General features: G+C 64.3%; 17 protein-coding genes. 3 read left to right on the top strand and 14 right to left on the bottom strand.

All coding sequences use genetic code 11. The features are described 5' to 3' along the window. A partial coding sequence (locus ACWDTP_RS28385) for an amidase (protein WP_450026041.1) occupies positions 1-1,447 on the top strand: 1,447 nt, incomplete at its 5' end. A gap of 61 nt (positions 1,448-1,508) precedes the next feature. Here the strand turns inward: ACWDTP_RS28385 and ilvA are convergent. From ilvA to ACWDTP_RS28370, 3 genes are all read right to left on the bottom strand, one after another. Then, a complete protein-coding gene (ilvA, locus tag ACWDTP_RS28380; RefSeq protein ID WP_450026039.1) occupies positions 1,509-2,705 on the bottom strand; it encodes a threonine ammonia-lyase in 1,197 nt (398 codons plus the stop codon). Positions 2,706-2,820: 115 nt separating this feature from the next. Then, complete coding sequence (locus tag ACWDTP_RS28375; protein ID WP_450026037.1) at positions 2,821-3,900, bottom strand: NAD/NADP octopine/nopaline dehydrogenase family protein; 1,080 nt, start codon at positions 3,898-3,900, stop codon at positions 2,821-2,823. Positions 3,901-4,004: 104 nt separating this feature from the next. Further along, positions 4,005-5,618: an AbgT family transporter gene (locus ACWDTP_RS28370; protein ID WP_450026035.1), complete on the bottom strand. Its 1,614-nt coding sequence runs from the start codon at positions 5,616-5,618 to the stop codon at positions 4,005-4,007. A 182-nt stretch (positions 5,619-5,800) separates the two neighbouring features. Here ACWDTP_RS28370 and ACWDTP_RS28365 point away from each other — a divergent pair, with 182 nt between their 5' ends. Beyond that, positions 5,801-6,442 (top strand): GntR family transcriptional regulator, encoded by a 642-nt coding sequence (locus ACWDTP_RS28365; RefSeq protein WP_450026033.1) that lies wholly within the window; start codon positions 5,801-5,803, stop codon positions 6,440-6,442. A 9-nt stretch (positions 6,443-6,451) separates the two neighbouring features. On the opposite strand, the gene ACWDTP_RS28360 is transcribed toward ACWDTP_RS28365, so the two are convergent. The 6 genes from ACWDTP_RS28360 to ACWDTP_RS28335 all read right to left on the bottom strand — a co-directional run bounded on the left by ACWDTP_RS28360 (position 6,452) and on the right by ACWDTP_RS28335 (position 14,102). Then, on the bottom strand, positions 6,452-8,095 hold the full coding sequence (locus ACWDTP_RS28360) for an ABC transporter permease subunit (RefSeq protein WP_450026043.1): 1,644 nt from the start codon (positions 8,093-8,095) through the stop codon (positions 6,452-6,454). Positions 8,096-8,211: 116 nt separating this feature from the next. Further along, positions 8,212-9,258, bottom strand: coding sequence for an extracellular solute-binding protein (locus ACWDTP_RS28355; protein WP_450026031.1), 1,047 nt, complete (start codon positions 9,256-9,258; stop codon positions 8,212-8,214). Beyond that, positions 9,255-10,367: an ABC transporter ATP-binding protein gene (locus tag ACWDTP_RS28350; RefSeq protein WP_450026029.1), complete on the bottom strand. Its 1,113-nt coding sequence runs from the start codon at positions 10,365-10,367 to the stop codon at positions 9,255-9,257. Before ACWDTP_RS28350 ends, ACWDTP_RS28355 begins: the two co-directional genes overlap by 4 nt. A gap of 309 nt (positions 10,368-10,676) precedes the next feature. Beyond that, a complete protein-coding gene (glsA, locus tag ACWDTP_RS28345) occupies positions 10,677-11,564 on the bottom strand; it encodes a glutaminase A (RefSeq protein WP_450026027.1) in 888 nt (295 codons plus the stop codon). A gap of 142 nt (positions 11,565-11,706) precedes the next feature. Continuing rightward, positions 11,707-12,882, bottom strand: coding sequence for a mandelate racemase/muconate lactonizing enzyme family protein (locus tag ACWDTP_RS28340; RefSeq protein WP_450026025.1), 1,176 nt, complete (start codon positions 12,880-12,882; stop codon positions 11,707-11,709). Between the two features lie 59 nt (positions 12,883-12,941). Further along, entirely contained in the window at positions 12,942-14,102 is a 1,161-nt protein-coding gene (locus tag ACWDTP_RS28335) for a M24 family metallopeptidase (protein WP_450026023.1), read from the bottom strand. A gap of 84 nt (positions 14,103-14,186) precedes the next feature. Here ACWDTP_RS28335 and ACWDTP_RS28330 point away from each other — a divergent pair, with 84 nt between their 5' ends. Further along, on the top strand, positions 14,187-15,146 hold the full coding sequence (locus ACWDTP_RS28330; protein ID WP_450026021.1) for a LysR family transcriptional regulator: 960 nt from the start codon (positions 14,187-14,189) through the stop codon (positions 15,144-15,146). Positions 15,147-15,218: 72 nt separating this feature from the next. Here the strand turns inward: ACWDTP_RS28330 and dprA are convergent, their stop codons facing one another. The 5 genes from dprA to ACWDTP_RS28305 all read right to left on the bottom strand — a co-directional run. Next, positions 15,219-16,346 (bottom strand): DNA-processing protein DprA, encoded by a 1,128-nt coding sequence (gene dprA / locus ACWDTP_RS28325; RefSeq protein WP_450026019.1) that lies wholly within the window; start codon positions 16,344-16,346, stop codon positions 15,219-15,221. Further along, positions 16,343-17,854, bottom strand: a complete 1,512-nt coding sequence (locus ACWDTP_RS28320; RefSeq protein WP_450026017.1) for a YifB family Mg chelatase-like AAA ATPase — start codon at positions 17,852-17,854, stop codon at positions 16,343-16,345. The genes dprA and ACWDTP_RS28320 overlap by 4 nt, the downstream gene beginning before the upstream one ends. Position 17,855: 1 nt before the next feature. After that, the gene (locus ACWDTP_RS28315; protein WP_450026015.1) at positions 17,856-18,224 is read right to left on the bottom strand and encodes a YraN family protein; all 369 of its coding nucleotides are present in this window, start codon (positions 18,222-18,224) and stop codon (positions 17,856-17,858) included. Positions 18,225-18,316: 92 nt separating this feature from the next. Then, positions 18,317-19,177: an SMP-30/gluconolactonase/LRE family protein gene (locus ACWDTP_RS28310; protein WP_450026013.1), complete on the bottom strand. Its 861-nt coding sequence runs from the start codon at positions 19,175-19,177 to the stop codon at positions 18,317-18,319. Further along, a partial coding sequence (locus tag ACWDTP_RS28305; protein ID WP_450026011.1) for an SDR family oxidoreductase occupies positions 19,174-19,530 on the bottom strand: 357 nt, incomplete at its 5' end. The genes ACWDTP_RS28310 and ACWDTP_RS28305, both read right to left, overlap by 4 nt.

Raw genomic sequence — 19,530 nt, 5'->3', positions numbered from 1 at the left:
AACGTCCACCGATCTGGTGGACATCTACACCGATCGAATTCTCACGCTGGACCGAGCCGGTCCCAACATCAATTCGATCCGTGCGCTGAATACCGATGTACGTGACACCGCCGCCGAACTCGACCACGAACGAGCACGAGGCCGCCTCCGAGGGCCGCTACACGGTCTGCCCTTCGTGGTGAAGGACAACTTCGATGTCCTGGGACTGCCGACCACGGGAGGCTCCGCGGCACTGGTGGGGTCGTACCCTGCCCGCAATGCCGCTGTGGTTCAACAACTGATCGATGCGGGAGCCTTTGTGCTCGCCACCACGAACATGTCAGAACTCGCTGCATCAGCCCGCATGTACGGGTACAGCTCCATCGCCGGATGGACACGGAACCCCTACAACGTCAATCGAACCGCATACGGATCGAGCAGCGGCACAGCGGCCGCGGTCGCCAGCCGGTTCGCCGCTTTCGGCCTTGGCACCGACACCTCGGGGTCGGTGCGTGCCCCCGCCAGCGCTACCGGTCTGTTCGGGCTACGGCCGACCATCGGCACCATCAGCCACACCGGCATCCTCCCCCACGCCCGTTCACTCGACATGCCTGGACCGCTGACTGTGACCGCTCGTGACACCGCACTTGTCCTGTCGGCCATGACCGGAAGCGTTCCCGTGTCACCCATCGCGGCTTGTCATAGCCAAGCACACCGTCACAGCCAGGGTCGAGAAAGCTTCGATCACACCACCATCGGCGTCATTCGCGACTACTTTGGCGCAAATCACGAGGTAGACGAAACGGTTACCCAAGCAATCCGATCATTGGACAAGCATGGCGCACAGATAACCGAAATCGAGCTTCCCCCGGCCCTTCACCATCTGGCCGACACCGTGGTCCGCCCCCTTGCCAACTACGAGTTCAAGGCGGACTTCGAGTCATACCTGACCACCCTGCGGACCTCGCCAATCACTACTTTGCGCGACCTCATTGCTGTGCTCGAGTCCACACCACCGTCGACCTGCCCGGCGTACCCAATCAACCCACAAAGACTCCGAGGCCTATACGAAGCGGACGAGATCGGCTCATCACCCGGCACGCCGGCGGCCCGACGTCATCTCCTTGACAACGTCATTCCGTTTCTACGAAACACTCTGAGACACCTATTCACCCAAAACAACGTGGACATACTGGCTTTCCCTACGGTCACCTGCACCGCACCTCCGATCTGCTCCGACCGAGATGACTCGCACGGATACGATACGGGAAATCCGTACCTCCCCACGTACCTGGGCTCAGCAACCGGCTATCCAGAGATAACGTGCCCCATCGGCGTCGACTCACAAAACCTCCCCATAGGCATGTCGCTATTGGGGCTGCCTTACACCGAACGAGAGCTACTCGACCTGGCGTGCACGCTGACAACAACACTTCCTGAGCTGGAATATCCGAACATCGTTCAATAATGGTCCATCGATGAACCTGCGGGTTGCTGGTCGAATTCGTCCGCATGGGACAGCTGACGTGTTACGGCGACCTGCGGTGATAAACGGCGCCCTTGGCCGATGCTTCGTCAACGGTGTAGCCAAGTGCGGCGAGCCGTGACCACAGGTTGTCGCGATCGCGGTGTCCTCTGATCTCGACTTGTAAGGCCACCTGCACCTCTCCGGTCTCCAGCGAGGGCGCGATCCGTTCGTGGACGATGTCGAGCAGGTTTACCCGACAGCGTGCGAGTTCGGCCAGCAGCGTTGCCATCTCGCCTGGCCGGTCCGGCATACGTACGCGCATGGACAGGTAGCGACCGGCCGACGACATGCCGTGTCGTATCACCTGAAGCAGCAGCGCCGGATCGATGTTCCCGCCGGATAGGACCGGCACGACGCAACGGTCCTGGGCGAACTGATCGGGGTGCTCCAGCATAGCGGCGACCGATGCTGCGCCGGCGGGCTCGACGAGCAGCTTCGTTCGTTCGAGCAGACGGAGAAGCGCTGCGCTGAGTTCATCCTCGCTGACCACGAGTACCTGTTCGAGGCGTTCTTTGATGGTTTGGAACGGTACGTCACCGGGCCGGGCTACGGCGATACCGTCTGCCATGGTGGACGCCGATGGCACCGTCACGGGGGTACCTGCCCGGAGTGAGGCCGGGTATGCGGCGAAGTTCTCGGCCTGCACTCCGATGACGCGTACGTCGGGCCGGAACGCGGCGACCGCCTTGGCAATACCTGCCGCGAGTCCCCCGCCGCCCATGGAGACGACAATCGTCGAGACCTCGGGAACCTGCTCGAAGATCTCCAGGGCGATGCTCGCCTGCCCGGCGATTACGTCACGGTGGTCGAACGGGTGGATGAACACAGCATCGGTGCGTTCGGCGAAGTCGCGTGCGGCGGCGATGGCGTCCTCGACGGAAGGACCGGCGAAGTGTACGTCGGCGCCGTAGGAGCTGGTCGCCTGCTGTTTGGGTACTGGCGCACCATCGGGCATGAACACCGTGGCCGGCACGCAGAGAAGAGCTGCGGACAACGCGACTCCTTGGGCATGATTACCTGCACTGGCGGCGACCACGCCGCGGCGCCGCTCCTGGGCGTTGAGACGCGCTATCCGGACGTAGGCACCGCGGATCTTGAATGATCCCGTCCGTTGCAGGTTTTCGCATTTCAACGCGACTTGGGTGCCGATCAGCTCACTGAGCCAGCGTGAGCCTTGAATTGGTGACGTGTCGACCACCTCGTCGAGCAGCGACCGGGCCGCAACGAGGTCGTCGGCCTCGACGGGCCCGTCGGTGCGGTCACACCGATTCACGAGGTCTCAGATTTTAAGTCCCGTGAAACCGATGCCGCCATCACGCCAATCCGTCGGTGAATGCTGCTCTGATGTCGTGCACTGCCGCACCTTCAAGCCCCAGCGACTGCACCGTACGCCCCTCGGCCACGAAGTCGCGTCCGCATAGTACGTTGCTCAAGGTGATGAATGCGTCGACAAGCGGCAGCTTCATCCCGATGGCCGTGGCGAGCGACTGCCAGATGACCAAGCCGAAGGGGACGTCCTCAGTGAAATACCGATGCGTCACCGAGTCGGGTTCGGGGAAGCCCTGCCGGCCGTAGCCCTGGCGAATCTTGTCGACGAAGGTGCCCTCCGAGACGCCGTACGCGTCATTGAGGAAGCCCCAGAAGCTGGAGACTTCGGCTCCTAGTGCATCGGCGAGGCCGAGCCGCTCCTTGTCCATCGCATCGACGACGTCTCCGATACGCGGCGTGACAAGTGAATGCAGCGGGTGGCAGTCGGCGTCTTCGACAGTCTTGAAATTGAGGACAGTCGGGGGAACGTGATAGATCGGATTTGAGTTGCTCAGCCCGACCGCCAGAGTGTCCTGGCCGTCGACATACCGGTCTCCGAAGTACGTGCTCGCAATGCGCAGGGCCTGCGGTGTCGCCGATCGTGGCACAGCCGCGATGTGGATGGAATGTTTGATGGCGCCGATGTATACCGTCGCGGGCCCCCGCATGCGGCAGGTGTAGAGGCTGGTTGACGTCTCCGCGATCAGACAGGGTGTCCGACGCGCGAGCGCGAACATGCGCGACAGTTCTACCGCACTGCCGAGCACTCCCGGCTGAAAGACCACGAGCTGCCGCGGTTCGAGCACATCAGCCAGCGCTTCGGAGATGTACGGGTGCGCGAACGCGGGCGTGGCGACGATGATGATCTCTGCATGCTCGACGGCTGCCTTCAAGTCGGTCGTCGACAGCGAGGGCTTACCGTGACCCTCGACATCACCGACCAAGTCGATACCGTCGTTCGCCTTGATGGGGTCGAGATCACGCCCCCATCGGTCGAAAATTCGGCTGTCGTGCCCTAGAAGCGCCATGTGGCCGGCGATCGCTTGACCCACGTTGCCTGCACCGATGACCGCGATTGTTCCCATCTGTTGCCTCTTTCATGTTGTGCGGGGGAGTTAGAAGTACGAGCTCGAAAAATGAACTACAAGTCGTCGTTTGGGCGTATCCATCGAGGCACGCCACCGGTGGGTCATCTCACCGGCACTCCGGGACCAAGTGGGATACCGATCAGATACCAAGCCACGAAGAACAGCGACCAGGAAACCAGAACCGTGAAGGCTACGGGAACCGTGAACGACAACAGCGTGCCAACGCCCGCATTCTTGCGGTACTGCTGCATGAACCCAAGCGCAAGAACGAAGTACGCGTTCATCGGCGTAACGCAGTTGGTCACCGAGTCGCCGATCATGAACGAGACCATCGCCGCTTCGGGTGCGAGGTCGATATACATCATTACCGGAACGATCACGGGCGCAAGAATCGACCACATCGCCGCTCCGCTGGTGATGATCATATTCAGGAAGCTGATCGTGACGACCACGGTCAACAAGATGATCAGGTGCGGAGCTTCAAGGGATTTCAGAAGATCGGCGCCTTCGACAGTGATGACATTGCCAATACCCGTCCACTTGAAATAAGCCAGGAACTGCGAGACGGCGAAAAACAGGACGATAACCGGCGCGATGGACTTGACGCCTTCGACCATCACTCCAGGAACGGCGCTCAGCGACGGTATCGTGCCCACCTGGCGGCCGTAGACGATGCCCAGAACCGCGAAGAGTAGGGCGATGAACACAGCGATGTTCACCACGACGACCGATTGGACGATGCTGCCGCCGCCGCCACGCATCATCGAGCCGGGATGGAGCAGCGCTGCGACGACAAGGACGTAGCCGATGAGCACTGCTGCGCAGAGTTTGAGGCCGCGTCGTTCACGCACAGTCAATGCGATCGCGATCGTATCGTCGGTCGTCGCCGACTCGTTTCTGGTGACCCCGGGGATGGCGACGTTGAAGGCTGCCGCGGTGGCACGGTCGTCCTCCGCGGTCGGCCGCTGAGCCAGGTCGGGTCGCTTGGCCAGAACAAAGTCGACGACCAAGGCGATCACGACCGACAGGAACACCGAGGACGCCGCGGTGAAGAAGTACGTGGATACGGGTGTCACCACGTAGTTCGGATCGACGGTCTGGGCTGCCGTCGTAGCCAGGGACGAGCGGATGGCGTCGGAGGGGGTCACAAGCGGACTGGCGTTGAAACCGACGGCCGTGGCCACATACGCGACCATCAGTCCAAGCATTGGGCTACGTCCGGCAGCTCGGAAGGCGAGCGCGCCCAACGGGATCATGACGAGGTACGCCGAGTCGCCCATGACATGGCCGATCATCGAGCTGAAAGCGATCGCAAAGGTCAGCCATCGATCGGGCAACCTGACGACGGTGATTCGCAGCAGTGCGGTGAGCAGGCCGCTGCTCTCCGCGATGACCACGCCGAGCAGTACGACGATGATCACCGACAGCGGGGGGAACCCGGCAAAATTGTCGAGTGCGGATTCCGCAGCGAACTTCAAGCCCTCCATCGAGAGCAAGTTCCTGACCTCGACGACGTCGCCCGACGAGGGCAGCGTTACCACGACTCCAAGCGTTGCCAGGATGACGCTGACGACTCCGAGCACCGCTGTGAAGAACCAGAAGAGCCAAAAGGGATGTGGGAGTCTGTTTCCCGCACGTTCGATTGTGCCGAGGATCCGGAAAAGGCGATTGGTCTCGACTTCCGGCACGTCAGCCCTGCTGGGTGTTTGCGTCATCATCCCACCGCCTACCCGTCGATTCGACCCGAGACAGATCGTCACCATCTGAAATCGGTGTGATATTTCACAGGAACGATACACTGGGCACATCGGCTGTCAAGAGGTTCTCGGCAGCAGTCGATCAGGATCTCGATCCGGCCGCGCTACTGTGCGGAACGGCCATGGAGTGGAGGTTGGGTGTGGGCTCGTCGTTGGCGGATCAGGCATATGTCTCCCTCAAGCGCGACATCATCCGGTGCAAGCTGCGCCCCGGGGAGGTCATCGTCGAATCGTCGCTGGCGAGTGATTACGGGATGAGCAAGACGCCCATCCGCGAAGCGATCAATCTGCTCCGCCGCGAGGGCCTCGTCGTCGTCATGCCCCGCAAGGGGACGTTCGTTAAATCCATAGATGTCAACGACATACAGGACACGTACCGGTTGCGCCTACTCCTCGAGCCCGAAGCGGCGGCGCTCGCCGCCAAACGCGGCTCTCCTGAAGACTTCGCGCGGCTGGAGGTGCTGCGAGCCGCCACCATCGCCGACGGCGCAGAACAAGCCGACCTCAATGAGGCCAATCGACTGCTGCACGTGGGCATCGCCGAGGTCGCTCGGGTGCCGCTCATCGTGCCGATGATCAACTCCCTGCACGAGGAAGTCGAAAGGTTCTTCAACCTTCGAGGCGAGCTGGGGCGGCCTCGATACGTCAGCGTCAATCACGGCAATTTGATCGACACCATCAAGACCGGCGACGAGGAAACGATCCGCGCAGTGGCCGCCGACGGCATCAAGAGGTCGCGCCAATACATGTTGGAGACCCTCTTGGCCCCCTCAGACGGATAGCCAGTCAGCTCACAGCCCGAAGTCGGTCCGCTTCAGCTGCCGTTGCCGCCAAGCGAGCAGCACGCCGATCAGCGCGACGGTGATGCAGGTGAGGAGAAGCAGCAGAGCCGAGACTGCCGCGACATCGGGCGACGTACCGAAACGAATGCCATCCCACAGCAGCCGCGGGAGCGTGGTCACGCGCAGACCGCTCAAGAACAGCGACACCACCGACTCGTCGAACGAGTGCAGAAAGCACAGCAACAGCGACGCCAATAGCCCAGGGGCCATCAGCGGCAGCGTAATTCGCCCCAGGATGCGCCGTGGAGACGCGCCGAGACTTGCCGCGGACCGCTCCAAAGTCGCATCCACGCCGACATAGGCGGCCGAAACCAGGACGAACGCGAAGGGAACGGTCAGTGCTGTGTGAGCGATCATGATGCCGATCTCGCTGTCGGTGAGGCGGATAGCGCGACCGGTCAACCGGAACAGCTCGGCGTAGGCGAGATATGCACCGACAGCGAACACCACCGTCGGGACACTCAGCGGAGCCATGGCTATCGACTCGATCACACCCGTCAAGGGATTGCGGCTGCGCCCCAGTCCCAGAACCAACAGCACGGCGAGTGCGGTGGCCACCACCGCGACGACCCCGCCGATGCGCAGGCTGGTGCCAGCTGCATTGACCCAATCCGGGTTCGTGACGATCGATTCGAACCATCGCAAGGAATAGGTGCGTGGCGGAAAGACAATCGTGTCGCCGTCGCTGAAAGCCACCGGGAAGAGGACAACCAGGGGCAGCAGCATGAAGATCGTGACCAGCGGTAGGTATGTGTGCCGTCCGACCGAGGACGCCGCCCGGGCCACCCGGCGGATGGCCGGCGGGATGCGGTGCCGGGTGGTCAACTGCTCGCGCAGCACAGTACTGGGCACGCTGGTCGCCGAAGGCGACATCGTTCGCGTGCCCGGCCGTGCGTTCTGCCACGGGGTCAGCCACCGGGTGAGCAATCCGATGAGGCCTACGACGATCAACGCGATCACGGCGAGGACGAGGCCCAGTGAGGCGGCAAGGCTCCAGTTGTACCCGTTCTCGATCTGCGATTGGATGACTTGCGCGATCATCGTCTGATCCTTGCCCCCCAGGACCGCGGGAGCGATGAAAGTAGCCATCGAGAACAGGAACACCAGGATCGCACCGGAGCGAATCCCCGGGATGGACAAGGGCACGATGACGCGGAGGAACGCCATCGCCGAGCCGGCCCCGAGACTGCGGGCCACCAGGAGTGTGCGGGTGTCGACGCGCTGCATGACCGTGACCAAGGAGAACACCATGAGCGGAATGGTCACGTGGACCAGGGCAATGACGACCGCCCCAGTGGTGAAGAGCATTTCACGGGGCTGGTCGGTGAGTCCTAGTGCCTGCAGAGCCGAGTTGATGACTCCGTTACGCCCCAGGATGACGACCCAGGAGAAGGTCCTCACCAACACGCTGGTGAGAAACGGCACCAGCACCAGCAGGATCAACAGCAGTCGGCGGACCCCGCTGGCTCGACTGATCATCCAGGCGAGAGGGAACGACACCACGAGTGTGATCACCGTCGTGATCAGCGATATGACGAGCGTATTTGCCGCGACGCGCAGGTACAGCGGGCTGATGGCCTGAGCGATCGACACTCCACCGTCTGCCCAGAGCTGGGGCACGACGTTGAGCAGCGGCAAGAAGTAGGCGATTGCCAGGACGATCAGGCCGGGCAGAACGTACCAAGACGCTGCCCGTGAACGGGTTGTCGTCAGTGCAGCAGCCACTGGTCCCACCGTGCCTTGACGTCAGGAAGGTTCTCCGCCCACCACGCAGCATCGAGAGTGGCGCCGAGGTCGGCGTTCTCCGGGCTCCCCGGCAGACGGGCAGCACGTTCTCTAGCGATGAAATCGAAGGCGTTCGTATTTGTCGGGCCGTACGGGATGGCCGCCGACATCGCCGCCTGCGGCTCCGGGGAGGTGGCGTAGTCGATGAACTCCATTGCGCCCTTGACATTCAGAGCCTCTTTGGGAACCACCCAGTACTCGGTCACGGCGATCGCGTCGTCCCACCCGAACGTCCAGTCCGCGCCCGCCGCAATCGCGTCCTCGATGCGTCCGTTACCGACGAACGCCGCATCCACTTCGCCCTGCTGGATCAACGTCTGAACATCAGACGGGCTCTTGAACGCGACGACCTGGTTCTTGATGCGATCGAGAACCTTGAACGCGCGGTCGACGTCCAGGGGGTATAAATCAGCAGGCTTGACGCCATCGGCGAGCAGGGCGAACTCGAGGGTGAAGGTGGGGTTGGGCCCAAGTACGCGCCGCGCCTTGACGGCCGGGTCGAAAAACTGCTCGGCGCTCAAACCGTCCGGGAAGACGGCCTTGCTCCACGCCGGCACCTGGCCGAAAGTGAGATACCCGATGCCGTACTTCTGCTTGAGGCCCTGGGGTACACCGTCGGCCTTGACGACGGTGTAGTCGATCGGCTCAAGAAGGTCGTCACCGGCGGCGGTGAGATAGGACGGACCGTCGGAGGTGACGACGTCCCAGTCGACCTGGCCGCTCTTGACCATCGCCTTCAATTTGTCGTACGACGCCCCCTCAGTAGCAGTCACCTCGATCCCGCTCTGCTTCGCGTACGGCTCGAAATATGCTGCTGTCTGCGCATCCTGGAAGGATCCGCCATACGATGCGACGACGATCGCGTCGGACGCCGGTTGTCCCCCGGCGCAACCGGCAGTTGCCGCAACGGCGGCCAGGCCCACCGCGAACCGTGCCATGCGCCTGCCGCGCGGCGATGTGAACGGTTTCATACGACTGCTCCTTCGATTTCCCACGATGTGTCGATCGCGAGGTCACCCGGCGAGAGGCGGACGGCGTCGGTTTCCGTCCAGGAGACCTTTATGGCGTCCCCGATTGAGAACGGCTGCGCCGTGCCGGGTACGGAGGCGACGACGGTCTGACCGTCGGCGAATTCGACGGTGGTGCGCCACAGCGGGCCGAAGTAGATGACTCCCGTGACGGTGGCCGGAATTCCGTGTCCCGCTGCCGTCGTGAGCCGGACGACCTCGGGCCGCAGCGCGAGCTCGACCTCTCGTCCGGCGTCTGCGGGCCCAGCATTGGCGACTGGGACAGTGACCCCGCATACCGCGATGCCCCGCGCGTCAGGCGCGATTGTGCCTCTGACGAAGGAGCTTTCGCCGACGAATCGCGCGATGAAGCGAGTCGAGGGCGAGGTGTACATCTGCTGTGGGCTGTCGGTCTGCTGGAGAGCGCCGTCCTTCATCACTGCGATACGATCGGCGAGCGACATCGCTTCGATCTGGTCGTGGGTGACCGTGATGACGGTGATGCCGAGTTCTTGCTGAATTCGCTTCAGCTCGATTTGCATCTCTTCTCTCAGCGCGCGGTCCAGCGCGCCGAGCGGTTCGTCGAGCAGCAGAATGGGCGGCCCGAACACCAAGGCGCGGGCGAGGGCGACGCGCTGTTGCTGGCCGCCCGACAGCTGCGCCGGATACATGCGAGCCTTATTGCTGAGCCGGACCAGCTCGAGAGCAGCGCTGATCCGTTGCTGCCGTTCGCTCTTCGCCAGCCGACGCATCCGCAGGGGGAAACCAACGTTCTGTTCGACTGTCATGTGTGGAAACAGGGCGTAATTCTGGAAAACAACTCCAATGTTGCGATCCTGTGGCGTCACGGCGCCCACGTCGACGCCGTTGATCTCGACCCGCCCGGTCTGCGGTTGCTCGAATCCGGCGATCAACATCAGGAGCGTGGTTTTTCCCGAGCCGCTCGGTCCGACGAGCGCGAAGAATTCTCCGCTGTGCACGTCGAGCGACACGTTGTCGACCGCTGTTACATCGCCGTAGCGCTGGGTCACTCCGACCAGAGACAAGGCGACCGGGTTTACATCTTTCGGCATCAACAGTTCCTACTCGAGTTCGAGGTGCGGCAAACATTTGTGTATGTCGGCGGAGCCTTCACTCCAGCACTGCGCCGGCGCGCCCACGGCCGCCCGGCTCTTCCGACTGCCGACATTCGGGCACCGCCCTGGCGGTGCACGCACACCATGGAGTGTGCCCGGGATCTCATTGCCATGGCGAAAGCTTGCCCCGGCGGCGGCGATATCTCCAATACTCGTTTCGCGTATGTCGTGATACGCACGAGATATCACAGCAGGAAAACACCAGCTCCAGCCGTGTCCGAACACTCGGCAACGCGCACACCTCAATCAAAAGCGGCGCGCGGCCCCGAAGATCGACCAGTCCAATATTCCGGCCAGTGCCTCCAACGCGACGAGCGCACCACTGGAGTTCCCGTGCGCGTCCAGAGGCGGACTCCACACCACAATGGAGCCCTTGCCCGGCGCGACCGCCACAATCACTCCGGAGATGGCGGACTTCGCAGGCAAGCCGATCCGGAACGAGACGTCGGCGGCCGCGCTATAAGTACCTGACATCAGCAGAACCGAGTTGATGCGGCGCCGCTCATCGCGCTCCAACACCTGAAAGCGGTGGTCGGTATCGGCGAGGAACAACGAGGCCGACGCGAGATCGCGGGCGCTCCCCTCGATCGCGCACTGTTTGAAGTACTCCCGTAGCGCCGCATCGGGATCTCGGTAGAGCAGTCCGCGCTCTGCCAGCAAGTGTGCGATCGCCCGGTTACGGTGGCTTGTAACGGATTCCGATGTCGCGACCCGCTCATTGATCGACCAGGACGTTGACCGAGCCTGCGACCGCAGCATGCTCTGCACCGCAGTGGACGCACTGCCGACCAGAACATCGAGATGATCGGTGACGGTGATCGCTCCGGCGTTCACGAACGGGTTGGCAGGCCGCAGCTCGCGATCCAGATCAGCCACCGAATTGTGGTCATGGGCCGACTGGCCCCACCCGATCCGGCTCCACGCCCCAGCGTCGCGGGACACCAAGGCGCACAGCGCGAAGACCTTCGACACACTCTGCATCGACACCGGCTCATCCGCATCTCCGAAGGAGACGGTGTCACCGTTGCTCGTCGCGATGGCCACGCCGAACTTGCGTGGATCCTGCTTTTGCAGAATCGGTATCTGGGCCGTGACCGTTCCGCGTTCGGCGGCGGCGCGTGCGAGAGACGTCACACGACGTTGAACAGCCGCGTCGACAGCATTCAGTCCGGGCTCATCCACGGCGCCCCTTCCACCACGCCACCCACCCCGGCGGATACGACCGTCGCTGACGCTCGGGCTCGCCGGGGCGCCGTCCGGCGCCCCGACGCAGCCGCTAGTTCTCGAACTTGGCGATGACGGATTCGTCGATCTCAACGCCCAGCCCGGGAGCTTCGGTCGGTCGTACGTATCCATCCTTGTCGACCGTGATCGGCGGCGACGAGATGATTCCGCCGAGGCGTTGGTACTCGTCGAGGGAGCGAACGCCAGGCTCGTACATCAGTTCCAGCCACATCGGACCGGCAACCGTACAGGCCAGGTGCATCGTGGCGGCGAGGCCCAGACCACTGAGGCCGTGATGCGGGATGAAGTGCAGACCGCTCATCTCCGTATAAGCGGCGATCTTGCGGATCTGCGAAATCCCCTCCGACAGAGTGCAATCAGGCTGAATAATGTCATAGGCCCGTGCGTCGATAAGGCGACGGAACTCATGCAGTCCAGTGTTCGCTTCCCCGCCGGCAATATAGATGTCGGTCTCCTCGACCAGCCGCGCCAGCCCGTCGATGTCATGTCGTGGGAGCGGCTCCTCGAGCCACAGAACGTCGCGGGCCTCAAGCTCGCGTGCGACGGTCAGGGCCCGGTAGTAGTCCCACGGCACGTCTTTGAGCGGAGACGGCAGATGCGTCGCCTGGTTGGCGTCGACCATGATCGTCATGTCAGGTAGCGCGCTTCGCATGGCGTCGACAACTTCGAGGTCCTTCGTGACGTCGTCACGGTGGAATCGAAGCTTGACCGCGGTGTACCCCTCGCTCGCATAACTGTGTGCCAACTCGACTGTGCTCTGCGGGGATCGCAGGATGCTGGTGCTGGCGTAGCCCGGAAGCACGTCACGGACGCTGCCCCACAACCGGTGCAGCGGCAGGTCGGCGATCTTGCCGATCGCGTCCCACACGGCCATGTCGATGAACCACTTCGCCCCCGCCTGGCGCAGAACAGCCGAGATCGACTCCGCGGCAGTGACTGGCAGCCCCACCAGGTACGGCGTCACCCATTTGTCAATCGCACCCGCCTGGTGCCCATCGGCGCCGGCCCAACCGATGACCCCGCCCTCGGTGACCAGCTTGACGAGAGTGAACTCGCGGTCCGCTCGTGCCAGGCCCGGTTGCCATGAGGGCTTGAAGTCGTTGTCGTAAGGCAGGGTCAGGTTGAATGCCTCCAAGCTGCGGATACGGACATCCGCACGCGCAGCACTGAAGGACGGTTCTGCAATCGTCTCGGTCTGAAGCAGCATTCTGGTTCCTTTGATAGTGGCCGGCGGATATGGGTTCGACGTCTGTCTCGGCGCACGCCTCATGGGCGGCCAAGTTGGATGGATCTCGGAGTGCGCGTGAGCAATTCGATACCGTCTTCGGTTACCCGCACCGTTTCGCTGATCGAGATACCCGATGCGGACAGGTACATGTGAAACACCATGTTGGGCAGAACTTCCCAGTCCGCCACCGGGGTGAACAGGTGGGCGAAGTCGGCCAGTTTGGGTCCGGTGATGATGCCGAGGCCATAGCCCGTGTTGTGCGTGAAGCTCGGACGAATGCCGGCTCGCGCCAACTCTTCTCGCCCGATTCGGTCGACCGCTTTCGCAGCCAGTCCTGGACGGACCGATTGGAACTGCAGATCCTGGATATGTGCCAACTGGTCGAAGTCGGACTGAAGTCGACTCGGGACATCCCCCAGGAGCGCCGGCCGCATGAGCCGCGAAGAGTAACCGTTGGACTGTGGGAGCAACTCGATGTGAACCGGCTCGCCGACCTCAAGTCGGTGGTCTCCGACTCCACCATGGAAGTGCGTGCTCTTCGACCCCATGCCGAGCAGGACGATCCGTGGGGCGTTGTTGTCGGCTCCTGCACGTAGCGCGGCTTCATAGCCCGCCCCGACGAGTTCCCTCTCACTGACCCCCTCGGCGAGCGCGGAAACAGTTGCTGCCATCGCAACATCTGCGATCGCAGCCGACCGCCGGTGGTCCTCGATCTCACTCGCCGACTTCTGTGCCCGCATCTGGAGAACCACACCGGAGACATCAGCGAATCGGGCGCGAGGAAGGCCGGCGACGATCCGCTGGTAATCACGAACGCTCAAGTAGTTCGAATCAAGCTCCTGCGCAATGGTCGCTTGGGCGAGACCCATCTGACGTATCTCGGCAATCAAGACGTCGAACGGATCGTCCCAATCCGAGTACGTCACCCGGTCCTCAACCCATGACGTCGCGGAGAACACCGGCTCATCGATCTTTCGGACGACCGCTCGTACAGTGCCATCGGCGGTCACGATGCAGCACTGGTACATGACCGCCGTTGCCGAGTAGCCGAACAGGTACCGCATGTTGTCCGCGGAATCGATGATCGCGGCGTCGATCTGACGTGTTCGCAGGAGGCCGGCGAACCTGTTGAGCCGACCGACTCGCTCGTCGTTGGTCAAGGTGTCGGGGCGTCCCGCGGCCGTCTCTACCGTCGTCATGGTTCGAGTGTCACCGCCAACCAGCGATATATCCAATACATGTTTTCGACGCTCCGCGATACGTACAGGATATGATGCGCGCTTATGGAGCTACGCCACCTGCGCTACTTCGTAGCCGTAGCCGAGGAACTGAACTTCGGTAGAGCAGCCCGGCGGTTGAATATGTCGCAGCCTCCGCTGAGCACTCAGATCAAGGCTCTCGAACGTGAGTTGGGCGCCACCCTGTTCGACCGCGGCTCACACCGCACCCAACTCACCGCCTCGGGTGAGGTGATGCTCGAAGCGGCCTACGAAGTACTCAACCTCCTGGACCTGATGCCGGCTCGTGTCGCAGGTGCGGCGTCGGCCGAAACAGGTACGTTGTCGGTCGGCGCCGTCCCCACCGCCATACCAGGAATTCTGCCGCGCGTGATCAAGCAGTTCAAAAAGAGGTATCCCGGTGTGCAGCTGCAGATTCGGGAGATGAACACACGCGACCAACTGGACGCGCTGGAAGCCGGCACGCTCGCTATAGGCCTGGTCCGGCGCGGACTGCACTCGAAACGACTCGCACAGACACCGGTCCTCGCCGAACGTCTACTGCTGGCCGTCCCCGACAGTCACCCCCGGATTCACGACACCGACGGCGTCCGGCTCAGCGATCTCAGCAACGAAGACTTCATCTTCTTCAGCCGAGAAATCGGCCGATGGCACTACGACGAACTGATTCGCGTGTGCGAATCGGTCGGCGAGTTCACGCCGCGAGTCGCCCAACAATGCGACACCGTGATGAACCAGCTGGGGTTGGTGAGCGCGGGCCTCGGCGTCGCCCTCGTCACCGATCTGACGCGCTCAGTGCGTGTCAACGGAGTTCGCTACGTCGACCTCACCGACGTGGACGTTTCCTTCCCCCTCATCGCCACATGGGACGATCGGATCGCCGACCCCCTGCGCGCCAGATTCGTCCACATGATCGCAACGACGGGACGCGAGCCCTCGGACCACCCGCATCAAGGAAAGGCACGCGTCGGCAGTAACCACCTCCCGAGCGAGCGGGGGCTCTGACAACGGTCGGCGACGGCGGTGCGGACCGACGACTCGGCCGACTCGAGTCCACGCACAATGTGCTGCCCGCACTCATCCCGACCGACGCCTGACCAACCGCCAGCAGCCAGCGTCGCCCGCCACCAACCCGGCGATCTCCAGCATGGCCAGTGGACCCAGCACCAGGTGCGGCGCGAGCCCGGCCGCTACCCCGATCTCGTCCACGGTGGAGGTGCCCCGGGCAGGCAGGGCGTCATAGACCCGCTTCTCGTCCGGCCCGAGCTCATCGAGAGGCCCGGACGGATGTTGCTCATCGGGCGCGAGTTCGCCGATGTGTCCGACCAGCTCGACCACCTCCGACGCCCGCCCGACCAGCACGGCGCCGTCGCGCAGCAGTGCGTGACAGCCCGCCGAGGCCGCCGAGGTGACCGGCCCGGGCACCGCACCCACCTGACGGCCCATCGCCCTGGCCCATCCGGCGGTGTTGGCCGCACCGCTGCGCAGGCCCGCCTCCACCACCACGGTGGCCCCCGACAGCGCCGCGACGAGGCGGTTGCGGGTGAGGAAGCGCAGCCGCCCCGGCGGCGTGCCCGGCGGGTACTCGCTGACCAGCAGGCACTCCCGTCGGATCCGGTGGAACAATGCGCTGTGCCCGGCCGGGTAGGGGTTGTCGATTCCACCCGCCACCACGGCCACCGTGATCCCCTCACAGGCCAGGGCGGCCCGGTGTGCCGCCCCGTCGATTCCGTACGCGCCACCGGAGATCACCGTGACATCGCGTTCGGCCAGGCCGGCCGAGATATCGGCCGCGACATGCTCGCCGTAGGCAGTTGCCGCCCTGGTGCCGACAATGGCCGCGGCGCGGCCGGACACCTCGTCGAGGCGGGCCGGCCCGACCGCCCACAGCACCAGCGGCGGATGCCCGTTGGGCCGGTTCGTTATCCCGGAGAGGGCGGTCAGCGACAACAACGGCCATTCGTCGTCGGCAGGCGTGATCAACCGCCCGCCCATTCGATCCAGGATCGCGAGATCATGGTCGGCACAATCCATCTCACGCCTGGCATCGACCCATCGCGCCAAGCTCGACTCGACGTCGCCGGCCTTCACCTTGGCCTCCGCCTCGACCGGCCCAAGAGTAGCGACCAGGGCCGTCAACTCCGGACACGGTGGTTCGGCCACCCGGGACAGATACGCCCACGCCCGACGCTCCACATCGGTCATGACACACCACCGTTCTGACGAAAGCTCAAGGCAGTAGACATATCCTCAAGCGCTGGTATGGTCCGGCCGGCCAGGTCCGCCAGCGTCCACGCGACCCGAAGACAACGGTCTGCGCCTCGCATGCTGATCGCGCCGCGGTCCAGCGCGATGCTCAGCGGCCGCATCGTGGCCCTTGGCAACCGGAATTCGCGCCGCAACAGTGATCCACCGACTTCGGCGTTGGTGCGGATACCGTGCGGTCCCCACCGCTCTTCCGCGGCTCGGCGGGCCGCGGCCACGCGTTGCCGCACGGTGGCGCTCGACTCCCCGGCCTCCGGTGTGAATGCGCCCGCGGTGACCGGATGCAGCTGGACCCGCAGGTCCACTCGATCCACCAACGGCCCGGACAGCTTGCCCCGATACCGGAGCCTGGCCTGCGCGGAACAGATGCAGTCGACCGGATTGGGCGGGGCGCACGGGCACGGGTTGGCCGCCAGGATCAACTGGAATCGGGTCGGGTAGCACGCCACCCCGTCGCGGCGGGCCAACCGGATCTCCCCGTCCTCCAACGGGGTCCGCAATGCTTCCAGTGCGCTCGTGCCCATTTCGGCGAACTCGTCGAGGAACAACACGCCCCGGTGGGCCCGGCTCACCGCACCCGGCCGGGCCAGCCCGCTGCCACCACCGACCAGGGACGCGACACTCGACGTGTGGTGCGGAGCGACGAACGGCGGGCGGGTGATCAGCGGGGTGTCGCTCGCCAACAACCCGGCGACCGAATGGATCGCCGTCACTTCCAACGATTCCTCATCCGACAACGTCGGCAGCAGGCCGGGAACACGCTGTGCCAACATGGTTTTCCCGATGCCGGGTGGACCGGTGAGCATCAGATGATGCGCCCCGGCGGCGGCCACCTCGACGGCATAGCGGGCCTGACCCTGGCCCACCACATCGGCGAGGTCGGCGGCAGGCTCAGTGGCCCGCTCGCCTGCGACCGTCCGCCCGTACAGGTCGGTCTTGTTCGCGAACCACGCCTTCAGTTGCCCCAATGTGCGCACGCCGAAGACTTCGATGCCGTCGACCAGGCTCGCCTCGGCGAGGTTGTCGACGGGCACGACCACCGTCGGCCAGCCTTCCTGCTTGGCCGCCAGCACCGCGGGCAGCACCCCGTGAATCGGACGTACCCGGCCGTCGAGCGCGAGTTCGCCGAGCAGCACGGTCTTCTCCAGTCGCGGCCAGTCCTTGTTGAGGTGCGCCGACAGCACCGCCGCGGCAAGCGCTATGTCATAGACCGACCCCATCTTCGGCAGCGTGGCCGGTGACAACGCCAACGTGAGCCGCGACATCGGCCAGTCGTTGCCGCAATTGGTGATCGCGGCACGGACCCGGTCGCGGGACTCCTGCAATGCGGCGTCGGGCAACCCGACCAGATGGATGCCCGGCAGCCCCGAGGTGATGTGGGCCTCGATCTCCACGATCACGCCGTCCAGCCCGCGCACCGCCACCGAATACGCTCGGCCCAGCCCCATTTCAGCCCACCCCCCGCAGATGGGTGATTTCGGGCGTGCGGCTGCGCCCAATCCGGATCCCGATCACGTCGATACGCAACTCGGCCCACCGCCGGTCCTGCTCGGCCAGCCACAGCGCGGCCAGCCGGCGGATGCGCCGCACCTTCTGCGCGGTGACCGCCTCGGCCAGTCCACCGAAGCCGTCGCCGGTACGTGTTTTGACCTCGACGAACACCACGGTGCGCGAGCCGGCGTCCTCGACGATCACGTCGAGTTCGCCGTAGCGACACCGCCAGTTACGGGCCAGCGTATGCATGCCCTGCGCGCTCAGATGGTCGACGGCCAGCTGCTCGCCTAATGCGCCGATCTCGGCCCGTGTCATGGAAGTCATGACCACACCGTGTGGCCACGCTCCGACAACACCGGCGCCGACAGCGGCAGTTATCCCCAACCCTGACTTCATCCACAGGCGGAGCCGACGGTCTACCGACGTTGGAAGGCCGCGGTCGGGAGACCCTCGACGGCGCAGTCGGCGACGAACGTGCGCCCGTCATGCGGACCGGGGCTGTCCAATCCGTGGGTTGCCGAGGTCACGACTATCCGGCCACCGCCGATCGCGATGCTGGTGGGCTGACGCGCAGGCACCGGAACCACTTCCACGAGCCGACCAGACGGCGAGTAACGGTGAATCTCACCGGCGCCCCAGATCGCCGACCACAGGTGGGACTCGGCGTCGACGGTCATCCCGTCCGGCGATCCGTCGACGTTGGCGAATTCGTCACGGCCGCTGAGTTCTCCGTCAGCACCTACGGAGTATCGGTAGATCAACCCCGCTGCGCTGTCGGCCAGGTACATCACCGCGCCCGCGGCGTCGAACGCGGGACCGTTCGGAATCGCGACGCCCTCGACAACCCGGGTCACAGTCAGGTCGGGGTCCACCCGGTACAGCGCACCGGCCGCCGGTGTCGGCTCATAGGCCATCATGCCCGCCCAGAACCGACCGGCCGGATCGCACGCCCCGTCGTTCATGCGTACCGGCACCATCGCGTCATCGCCCAACGTCGCGACCCAGTGCGGCGCGAAATCTGAGTCCAGTAAAGCTATTCCATTGCCTGCCGCGGCGATGAGCTGCCCTGGCGCGCCGGCGATCGGCGCCACCGCACCCAGCGGCACCGCCAGGGACCCGACCGGCGACAGGTCACCGCCGGATCGATCCGCGCCGTACAGCCGCCCCCTGAGCAGATCGACCAGTAACAGGCGGTCGTCGACCAGGCGCGCGCCCTCCCCCAACTCGAGCGCAGGCCCGAAAGCCCGCCAATCGGTGGTGACCACGCGCGATCTCACGATGAGTCTTTCGTGACGCTCCAGCCGCCGTCCACCGGGATGCTGGCTCCCGTGACGTAGGAACTGGCTTCCGAGGCCAGAAAGGAGATCACCGATGCGACCTCGTCTGGCATTCCGAGTCGTCCGAGTGCGGTGGCGGCAGCGCTCGTTCGCCGGTCGTCGTCGCCGATGTCGTCCCACAACCCGGTGAGGATCGGTCCAGGCAGCACGGTGTTGACCCGGAGGTCACCTCCGTACTCGACGCACAGTTGGCGGCCGAGGCCCGCGAGCCCGGCCTTGGCCGTCGCGTTCATCATCGTCACCGATCCCGGCCAGCGCCGCGCCATCGGTGACATCTTCCGGCGCGGATGGGC

The organism is Mycobacterium sp. NPDC003449 (assembly GCF_053588415.1).
The sequence above is the reverse complement of the archived record's forward strand: the minus strand, read 5'-3'. Positions and strand labels throughout refer to the sequence as shown.

What these genes read in the sequence shown, in the direction of transcription:
- ACWDTP_RS28375 (WP_450026037.1), bottom strand. Translation starts at nt 3,900, where the DNA reads ATGGGAACAATCGCGGTCATCGGTGCAGGCAACGTGGGTCAAGCGATC.
- ACWDTP_RS28370 (WP_450026035.1), bottom strand. Translation starts at nt 5,618, where the DNA reads ATGACGCAAACACCCAGCAGGGCTGACGTGCCGGAAGTCGAGACCAAT.
- ACWDTP_RS28355 (WP_450026031.1), bottom strand. Translation starts at nt 9,258, where the DNA reads ATGAAACCGTTCACATCGCCGCGCGGCAGGCGCATGGCACGGTTCGCG.
- ACWDTP_RS28350 (WP_450026029.1), bottom strand. Translation starts at nt 10,367, where the DNA reads ATGCCGAAAGATGTAAACCCGGTCGCCTTGTCTCTGGTCGGAGTGACC.
- ACWDTP_RS28340 (WP_450026025.1), bottom strand. Translation starts at nt 12,882, where the DNA reads ATGCTGCTTCAGACCGAGACGATTGCAGAACCGTCCTTCAGTGCTGCG.
- ACWDTP_RS28335 (WP_450026023.1), bottom strand. Translation starts at nt 14,102, where the DNA reads ATGACGACGGTAGAGACGGCCGCGGGACGCCCCGACACCTTGACCAAC.
- ACWDTP_RS28330 (WP_450026021.1), top strand. Translation starts at nt 14,187, where the DNA reads ATGGAGCTACGCCACCTGCGCTACTTCGTAGCCGTAGCCGAGGAACTG.
- dprA (WP_450026019.1), bottom strand. Translation starts at nt 16,346, where the DNA reads ATGACCGATGTGGAGCGTCGGGCGTGGGCGTATCTGTCCCGGGTGGCC.
- ACWDTP_RS28320 (WP_450026017.1), bottom strand. Translation starts at nt 17,854, where the DNA reads ATGGGGCTGGGCCGAGCGTATTCGGTGGCGGTGCGCGGGCTGGACGGC.
- ACWDTP_RS28315 (WP_450026015.1), bottom strand. Translation starts at nt 18,224, where the DNA reads ATGACTTCCATGACACGGGCCGAGATCGGCGCATTAGGCGAGCAGCTG.